Origin of the sequence: Microbacterium kribbense, assembly GCF_039537285.1 — a bacterium.
GTDB classification, from domain to species: Bacteria; Actinomycetota; Actinomycetes; order Actinomycetales; family Microbacteriaceae; genus Microbacterium; species Microbacterium kribbense.
Genome location: NZ_BAABAF010000012.1, coordinates 48,721 through 57,483 on the forward strand (window position 1 = coordinate 48,721; position 8,763 = coordinate 57,483).

Here is an 8,763-nt window from a genome sequence, read left to right on the forward strand (position 1 = left end):
GCCAACAAGAAGGGTCATCAGGCCATGGGCGGCACTCAGCCAAAAGGCAACGGCGGCTTGCAATCAGGAGCCCTCAAGTTTCCATCGGTGTTGATGCAGGCGGTCACGCACATCGCGCCGGCAGTGGGGACACTGCTCTCGCTCCAATTTATCGCTTCGCTAGCGGGCGTGACAGCACCTCTTGCCTTCTTGATCGCATTCGTGATCATCCTCACTCTCGGCGTCTCGCTGACTCAGCTCGCACGCAAGTTCCCGTCAGCCGGAGGGTATTACACCTACGTGTCGCGGACCGTTCATCCGCGTGCTGGGTGGTTCACGGCCTGGCTCTACTTCCTCTATGACCCACTGGCGACCGCGATCAACCTCGCCTTCATGGGGTACTTCTTCGAGATCATCCTCAAGTCCCGGTTCGGCGTGAGGTTCGATTGGTGGTGGTTCTTCCTGCTCGCACTCGCCTTGGTCACCCTGCTCGTCTACCGCGGTGTCGCGATCTCCGCCCGGGTGATGCTCATCCTTGGCGGGCTGGAGCTTCTGATCATTCTCGGTGTGGCCGTCTCCGGCCTTGTCAGCCCAGGTGCCGGAGGCATCAATCTGGACGCGTTCGTCCCGACGAACGCGCCGAGCTCGAGCGGTCTGTTCCTGGCAGTGATCTTCTCCATCTTCTTGTTCACTGGATTCGAGTCGGTCGCTCCACTAGCTGAGGAGACCGCCAATCCGAAGAAGCTTCTGCCTCGCGCGATCATCATCTCGATCTGCCTCGTCGCGGCATTCTTCGTCGTTTGCAACTGGGCGATCATGATCGGCTACGGCACAGACAACGTCAGCGAGTTCGCGACCGCGGGCGACAACCCGGTGATCGAACTGGCTGAACGGCTCTGGGGCTGGGGCTGGCTGGCCGTGCTGTTCGCGATGGTCAACTCGATCATCGCGGTGTCGATCGCTTGCACGAACGCCGCAACGCGGGTCTTCTTCTCCATGGGCCGGATCGGCGCGCTGCCCCGGTGGTTCGGCGGCGTCCACCCTCGTTTCAAGACGCCCAAGAACGCGGTCATCTTCCAGACGATCGTGACGCTCGTCTTCGGGCTCGGTATCGGTGCGATCCTGGGCCCGGATCAAGAGTTCTACATGATGGGCGTCGCCATCACGCTCGGTCTGATCCTCGTCTACATCGCCGGGAACGTGGGTGTCTTCCGCTACTACGCGTTCGAGAACAAGAAGGAGTTCAACGTAGTCCTCCACGTGATCCTCCCCTTGGTGTCCACCGTGGCACTGCTGTTCGTCGGCTACATGTCCATCGTTCCGTTCCCAAGCTTCCCGGTGGGAATCGCCCCGATCCTGGTTGGCGTCTGGATCCTGCTCGGCATCGGACTGACGATCTTCGCCTCACGCACGGGTCGGGAGGAATGGCTCGACCGAGCGGCGCACGTCTACGAAGAGCCCGTCGACGTCGAGCCGGAGGCTCCGGAACCGAACGTCCAGTAAGCGCCAGCGGAAGACAGAGGAGAATACGCAGATGTCGGTTCGTGTTGACTTGGACTGGGAATACCGCGGACTGCGGGTGGTCCGGATGGAAAGTTCGAGACTCTGCGTCGACGTGCTTCCCGACCTCGGCGGGAAGATCCTCAATCTCGTCGACAAGACGCAGGATCGGAATGTGCTTTGGCGCAACCAGCGGATCTATCCGCATCCTGCACCGCTGCAGGCGAATTTCGATGATCACTACGCGGGTGGCTGGGATGACGGGTTTCCCACCTGCGTCCCCTGCCGGAACGAGTACGAAGACGAGATCCCCTATCTCGGCGAGGTGTGGAACCTTCCGCTGTCGGTCGTAGTCGAAGAGGCTGATTCCGGCACGGCACAGGTGCGCTTCACAGGCGCTACGCCGATCACCCCCGCCTCGTGGTCGAGGACCCTCGTCCTGAAGGAGGACTCGCCGTCGCTTCGACTTGACACCGTGATCGAGAACAGCGGGACGCGGCCGTTCTCGTTCAACTGGGGGACCCATGCCGCCGTCGCTGTCAGTGCGGGTGACCGGATCGATGCCCCGGCGGCGTCTGCGGTGGTGCGGGAGGCGGGCGGCGGGGGACTGGGCGAGGTGGACGACGAGTATGACTACCCCTATGTGGCGTTGAAAGATGGCAGCCTGTTCGATGTCCGTCGTGTCTTGGAGCCGGCCACGGGGAGCTTCGCCTTGCACGTGTTGAGTCGGATGACCGACGGATGGATCGCTGTCACCAATACCGAAACACGATCCGGATTCGGCCTGGTCTTCGATCCCACGGTGCAGACCGCCGCCTGGCAGTGGATGAACTATGGCGGGTTCCGAGGCTTGTACCATGCCATCATCGAGGCTTGGCTCAGTCCCGCAACGTCCCTGGAGGCCGCCATCTCGGACCGTACAGCGCGTGTACTTCGACCCGGTGAGAGCTTCTCTTCCTCCGTGTATGGCGTCACCTACAGCGGTGTCGCGTCCGTCACTTCGCTGGCCGCAAACGGGGCGGTCAGCTGATGGAGGAATTCGCTCCGCACACATCCGCGCGCATTGACGCTGTACGACGCGCGGTGAGACAGGCAGAGGCCGAGCTGTTGGTGGCAACCGATCATGCGACCGTTCGTTGGATCTCCGGCCACAGCGTCCAGACGGGCACCATCGCCGTCGTGGGCTCGCATGCGGCGGCTCTGGTCCGGCCCGGCGATGACCAGCTCGACGCGCTGCGGGAGGCGGCGCCCTTCGCGAAGCGCGGGAGGATGACTCCGCTCGCAATCGAGACGTCGGCTGCCCCAACATGGATTCTGGGCGAGTTGGCTGGCCATCCTCTCGTCGATCTTGGCCAGAAGCTCGAGCAGCTGCGCATCGTGAAGGATCCAGCCGAGCTCGAGTTGCTCGCAGAGGCCGCTGCGAGGGCAACCGCCGCGCAACGCATCTTCCGATCCGAGATCAGCCTCGGGATCAGCGAACAGACGATCTCGGATCGGGTGCAGAGCCGACTGGCACAGCTACAGAAGCCAACAGCTGCGATCGTCGACCTGATGTTCGGTGAGCGCTGCGCCCTGATAGGCGCCGCGCCGACGAGCCACACGCTGGCCGCCGGCGAGACGGCATTGTTTGATTTCGCGCCGATCGTCGACGACTACTGGGGAGATTCCTGCAGCACCGTGGTTCTGGGAACACCCGCCTCCGAAATCTCCCGGCTCCATGAGGCGGTCGGCCGTGCGCTCCGTGCGGGAATCGGCCTTCTGCGACCGGGGGTTCGAGCGTCCGCCGTGGACGCCGCCGTGCGCTCCGTGATGGCTGATGCCGGTTATCACTATCCGCATTTCACCGGCCACGGCGTGGGGTTGAAGCAGCAGGAGCCGCCTTACATCTCTCCTGATTCGCAGCACATCCTCGCCGCGGGCACGGTGGTCGCCCTTGAGCCGGGATCATACTTCGACGGGTATGGGGTCCGTCTCGAACATGTGATCCAGATCACGGAAGACACACCCCGCGTCCTAACCAGCCATGATCTGGCGCTGGGAGCCGGCTGAGGGCTTACTTCGAACCGAGAAAAGAGATGGGCAGACCCATGCGAATCACCGGCATCGAATGCCATGTGCTCCTGGATCCGGACTTCGATACCACAGCGGCGAGTTCGGCTCAGGACGACTTCATCGTCGAGATCCACACTGATGCAGGCGTGTCTGGAATCGGTGAGACCGACCTGAACCCGTGGATCGCCAGGGCGTGCATCCAGGCACCAGGCACGCACAACATGGGCCTCGGGCTGACGGAGATGCTGATCGGAGCCGACCCCTTCGACATCGAAGGGCTGTGGCAACGGCTCTACGTCGGATCGGCCATGAACGGCCGACGTGGCGCGGTGATCAACGCGATCGGAGCGATTGACATCGCGCTCCACGACCTGCGAGGCAAAGCACTTGGACAGCCATGTCACGCATTGATGGGTGGAGCGGTCCGAGATGAGGTGACGCCATACGCCTCATTGCAACCGGAGGTGACGTCGTTCGCTGATTACCGGGACTCGCTGGTCGAATGGGCGCAGCGAGCTACGAGCATCGGATTCCGGGCGGTGAAGTCGGAGGTCACCCTGGCCGGTCCGTTCGCGCACAACAACCTTCGTGAGTCATGGGACAGGAGCACCGAGGTTGTCGCCGCAGTTCGCTCGGCGATCGGGCCGGATACCGCGCTTCTCGTCGACGTGCAATACGCTTTCCCAGACGCCGACACAGCGCTCGGTGTCTTGCGTGAGTGGCAAGACTTCGATCTGACCTTCGTGGAGACGCCGTTGTGGGTGGACGACCTCGACGGCTACGCAAGATTGGCCGCCGAGCAAGGTATACCGATCGCTGGGGGGGAGTGGCTGACGACACGCTTCGAATTCGCGAGCCTTATCGATTTCGGAAGGGTTGCGATCGCCCAGCCCGACATAGGACGAGTCGGGGGGCTCACGGAGGCCATGCGAGTCGCCAAACTGGCGGAGAGCCGCGGGCGGCGGGTGGTGCCGCACCTCTGGAAGACTGGCGTATCAATCGCCGCAGCGGTCCAGTTCGCCGCGGCGACTCAGGTCTGCGACTTCATCGAGTTCCTCCCGGCCGAGCTTTCGGAGTCGGCGTTACGGAAGAGTCTCACCGGCCCGGATCCGGCCATGGTCGATGGTCGGATCCGGGTGCCGTCATCGCCAGGACTCGGCGTCGAGATCAACGCAGACGCCATGCGCGAGTTTGAGCGGGCAGCGTTGCTGAAGACGTCCGAACATTGAACAGCAACATCCATTTCGGAATCGTGCTCGGCCGATTGATCCCGCGCCGACCATTGTGACAGCTTCCTACAGCCGAACACTTCCGACCTAAAGCACGAACTCCGACCCGAAAGAGGGATCCATGCGTTTCGCCCGGCTCGGCCCGATTGGCCAGGAGGTGCCCGTCATGCTCGACGGCGAGCGCGTCCTCGACCTCCGCGGCATCACCACCGACATCGACGGCAGCTTCCTCTCCTCCGGCGGCCCGGCACGCGTCGCCGCAGCACTGGCAGCCGGCGCGCTCCCCGAACTCGACGGCGCGGACGCCCTCCGCATCGGCGCGCCAATCGCGCGCCCCTCAGCGGTGTACTGCATCGGCATGAACTACGCCGCGCACGCCGCGGAATCCGGATCGGCGCCGCCCGAGAACCTCGTGATGTTCATGAAGTCGCCGAACACCATCGTCGGCCCGGATGACGACCTAGTCATCCCGCGAGGCAGCAGCAAGACCGACTGGGAGGTCGAGCTCGCCGTCGTAATCGGCCGGTCGACGAGCGCACTCGCATCCAAGTCCGAGTCGCGTGCGCAGATCGCCGGCTTCGCCGTCGCGAACGACCTGTCGGAGCGCGAGTGGCAGCTCGAGATCTCGGGCGGCCAGTGGTCGAAGGGCAAGTCGGCCCCCGGCTTCTGCCCCCTCGGGCCGTGGCTGGTCACCCCCGACGAGGTCGATGCCGACGACGTGGGCCTGCGAAGCCGCGTCAACGACGAGCCGCGCCAGGACTCCCGCACGGTCGACCTCATCTTCGGCATCGACCGGATCGTGTGGGAGCTGAGCCGGCGACTTACCCTCGAGCCCGGCGACCTCATCCTCACTGGCACCCCCGAGGGCGTCGGGCTTTCCGGGCGGTTTCCCTACCTCTCCGCCGGCGACGTCGTCGACATCGAGATCGACGGCCTCGGCCACCAGCGCCAGCGCTGCGTCGCGGCCTGAACGAAGGACACCGACATGACCCACCCCCTGCAGGGCCTCACCGCCATCGTCACGGGCGGAGCATCCGGCATCGGCGCCGCGATCGCCCACCGCCTCCGCGAGGACGGCGCGCGCGTCGCCGTGTTCGATCTCGATCCGGATGCCGCGGCCGACGCGAACCTCGCAGTACGCGTCGACGTCGCCGACGACGCCTCCGTCGTCGGCGGCATCGAGCGAGTCGTCGCCGAGCTCGGCGGCATCGACATCCTCGTCAACAACGCCGGCATCGGCGCGCAGGGGGATGTCGCCGCAAACTCTGAGGAAGAGTGGCACACGGTGTGGGACGTCAATGTCGTGGGCATTGCCCGTGTGAGCCGCGCCGCGCTCTCGCACCTGCGGGCGTCGTCCGCCGCGGCGATCTGTAATACGTCGTCGATCGCGGCGACGGTGGGCCTGCCGCAGCGCGCGCTGTACAGCGCCACCAAGGGCGCCGTGTTGGCACTCACGCGTGCAATGGCCGCCGACCACCTGCGCGAGGGCATCCGCGTGAACGCCGTGAACCCGGGCACCGCTGACACGCCCTGGATCGGCCGACTTCTGTCTTCTGCCGACGATCCTCTGGCCGAGCGAGCAGCTCTCGCGGCGCGCCAGCCGCATGGTCGGCTTGTGACGGCTGAAGAGGTCGCTGGCGCGGTGGCGTATCTCGTCAGCCCAAGAGCTGGGTCGACAACTGGCGTCGGTCTCGCTGTGGACGGCGGAATGGAAGGACTGCGTCTACGGAACGATTAGCCTCGATCGGCCTCTGTCCCGTCCAGTGAGCTATAAAGATTGCGATCGCTTCTACCTTGCGGCTCTGAACACCGTCGCCGTGGGCCTCGGCTGCGAAAGACTCGCCTAAGCCACGATCGAGCATGCGTCAACGGACCAAGAAGCTGGTGTCGCTCGCTCCTGGCCTTTCCACATGAATGATCAGGACCACCGCCGAGTCAGCTCCACTTGGCGAGGCGCGGTGGTTCAGTGATCTCACCCAGCATTGCAAATACCGAAGCTCCGTCCCCCATCGGCGAGTTCGCAGCGACGCTGTGGACGGTGAAAGACGCGTGGATCGCGCCCTCAATTGCCCTCCTCGTATATGTCCGGGAAGCCATGATCATCCAGCGCCAATAGAGGCGTAATGTGCACACTGGGCCTTGAAGGGATCGGAAGATCCCAGTAATTTCAAGGTCTCGGGGCTGTAGTTCATTAGCAGAACTTCTGCTTCCCAAGAACACGCCGCGACCATGGGACTCGACACCCTCAAACTCGACCGCCCCCACAACGACCTCGCTTAGACACCTTTCATCCTTTTAGACAGCACCGCCCGGCAACGCCGACGCACCACGCTCCGCAGTGCTGATAGCAGTCCGGACCTGCGAGATGACCTGCTCGGGATCGTAGTCGGGATACACCTCGATGAGTGCACACTGGTTCTGCTGGCATAGGCTTCGTTTGCGTTCGTCGCGTTCGATCTGTCGCTTGAAAGCCGCCGGCCCACCGAAACGTTCAACAGGCTTGGAATGCTGCTCCCCTTGATACTCGATCCCGACCCTCGCGTCCGGGATGTAGATGTCGATGGATTGGGGGCGCAGCCAAGCTGGCCGCCCCTGATGCACCACTTCCCACCCAGGGAATGCAGCTCGAACCAGATGGAGCAACGCCACTTCTGACACCCAGGGTCTGTCAACTTAACGGTGTAACTGGGTTGTGTTGTCATGCTGCTCTCGGGCTGCTGAGGCGGCCATCGAATCGGATGTCGAATGCGTTCAGTGCTTGCTTCCACCGCTGGGTCCATCGTGCTCTGCCCTTGCCTGTGGGGTCGAGGGCCATCACGGCGAGGTAGACGCATTTGAGGGCGGCTTGCTCGTTCGGGAAGTGCCCGCGGGCGCGGACGGCTTTCCGGATCCGTGCGTTCACGGACTCGATCGCGTTCGTGGTGCATACGATCCGGCGGATCTCCCGGTCGAAGCCGAGGAACGGGACGAACTCGGCCCACGCGTTCTCCCACAGCTTGACCACCGCGGGGTATTTCTCGCCCCAGGCCTCGGCGAACTCGAGGAACCGCTCCTCCGCATCGGTGACGGTCGCGGCCTGGTAGACGAGCTTCAATGCGCGAGCAATCGCGTCCCAGTCCTGCCGGGCGGAGTACTTGAAGCTGTTGCGCATCAGGTGCACGATGCAGGTCTGCACGATCGTCTGGTTCCACACCGTGTTCACCGACTCGGGCAGCCCCTTCAGCCCGTCGCACACCACCATCAGCACGTCGTTCACGCCACGGTTCTTGATCTCGGTGAGCACCTGCAGCCAGTACTTCGCCCCTTCACCGCCGTCCCCGGCCCACAGGCCGAGGATATCCCGGTTGCCCTCCGTCGTAACGGCGAGGGCGACGTAGATGGGCCGGTTAGCGACCTGCCCGTCCCGCACCTTCACATGGATCGCGTCGATGAACACGACCGGGTAGACCGGGTCCAGCGGCCGGTTCTGCCACTCGGCCATCCCGTCCAGGACCTTGTCGGTGATCGTGGAGATCGTGGTCTTGGACACGTCCGACCCGTACGTGTCGGCCAGGTGCGCGCTGATGTCCCCGTGGGTCATCCCGCGCGCCGACAGGGACAACACGATGTCCTCGATCGACCCGAGCCGGCGCTGCCGCTTCACAACGATCTTCGGCTCGAACGTGCCCGCCCGATCCCGCGGGACGTCGATCGTGACCGGCCCCGTCTTGGTGAGCACCGTCTTCGCCCTGGTCCCGTTGCGGGCGTTCCCATCTGCGGAGCCGCCCTTCTCGTGCTTGTCGTACCCGAGGTGATCGGTGATCTCGCCCTCCAACGCGGACTCCAGCACCAGCCGCGTCAACTCCGCGAGCAGCCCACCCTCCCCGTCCACGGGAAGACCCTGGCGTTGCGCGTCGCCCACGAGTGTGTTCCGTCAAGTGGATGTCGGCCGTTTGAGCGGTAAGAATCCGGCCATTGTGGCGGGGTTTCCGGCCGTGTGAGCGGGGTTCAGGCCATGAGGGCG

7 protein-coding genes and 1 pseudogene are annotated in these 8,763 nt (G+C 64.2%); 6 read left to right on the forward strand and 2 right to left on the reverse strand.

The features are described from left to right. Positions 1–24: 24 nt before the first annotated feature. The 6 genes from ABD705_RS15295 to ABD705_RS15320 all read left to right on the forward strand — a co-directional run bounded on the left by ABD705_RS15295 (position 25) and on the right by ABD705_RS15320 (position 6,498). The gene (locus ABD705_RS15295) at positions 25–1,482 is read left to right on the forward strand and encodes an APC family permease (RefSeq protein ID WP_344785128.1); all 1,458 of its coding nucleotides are present in this window, start codon (positions 25–27) and stop codon (positions 1,480–1,482) included. Positions 1,483–1,513: 31 nt separating this feature from the next. Beyond that, entirely contained in the window at positions 1,514–2,509 is a 996-nt protein-coding gene (locus ABD705_RS15300) for an aldose epimerase family protein (RefSeq protein ID WP_344785130.1), read from the forward strand. A gap of 53 nt (positions 2,510–2,562) precedes the next feature. Further along, a complete protein-coding gene (locus tag ABD705_RS15305) occupies positions 2,563–3,528 on the forward strand; it encodes a M24 family metallopeptidase (RefSeq protein ID WP_344785132.1) in 966 nt (321 codons plus the stop codon). A 38-nt stretch (positions 3,529–3,566) separates the two neighbouring features. After that, positions 3,567–4,760 carry a mandelate racemase/muconate lactonizing enzyme family protein gene (locus ABD705_RS15310; protein WP_344785134.1) on the forward strand — a complete coding sequence of 398 codons (1,194 nt, stop codon included), beginning with the start codon at positions 3,567–3,569 and terminating at the stop codon, positions 4,758–4,760. A 121-nt stretch (positions 4,761–4,881) separates the two neighbouring features. After that, positions 4,882–5,730 carry a fumarylacetoacetate hydrolase family protein gene (locus tag ABD705_RS15315; RefSeq protein WP_344785136.1) on the forward strand — a complete coding sequence of 283 codons (849 nt, stop codon included), beginning with the start codon at positions 4,882–4,884 and terminating at the stop codon, positions 5,728–5,730. 15 nt (positions 5,731–5,745) lie between these two features. Beyond that, positions 5,746–6,498, forward strand: coding sequence for an SDR family NAD(P)-dependent oxidoreductase (locus ABD705_RS15320; RefSeq protein ID WP_344785138.1), 753 nt, complete (start codon positions 5,746–5,748; stop codon positions 6,496–6,498). Between the two features lie 557 nt (positions 6,499–7,055). Here the strand turns inward: ABD705_RS15320 and ABD705_RS15325 are convergent. Both ABD705_RS15325 and ABD705_RS15330 read right to left on the reverse strand, forming a co-directional pair. Beyond that, positions 7,056–7,418 carry a hypothetical protein gene (locus ABD705_RS15325; RefSeq protein ID WP_344785140.1) on the reverse strand — a complete coding sequence of 121 codons (363 nt, stop codon included), beginning with the start codon at positions 7,416–7,418 and terminating at the stop codon, positions 7,056–7,058. A gap of 40 nt (positions 7,419–7,458) precedes the next feature. Then, positions 7,459–8,664, reverse strand: a pseudogene (locus ABD705_RS15330) (IS256 family transposase); the annotation flags it as partial. Between the last annotated feature and the right edge of the window lie 99 nt (positions 8,665–8,763).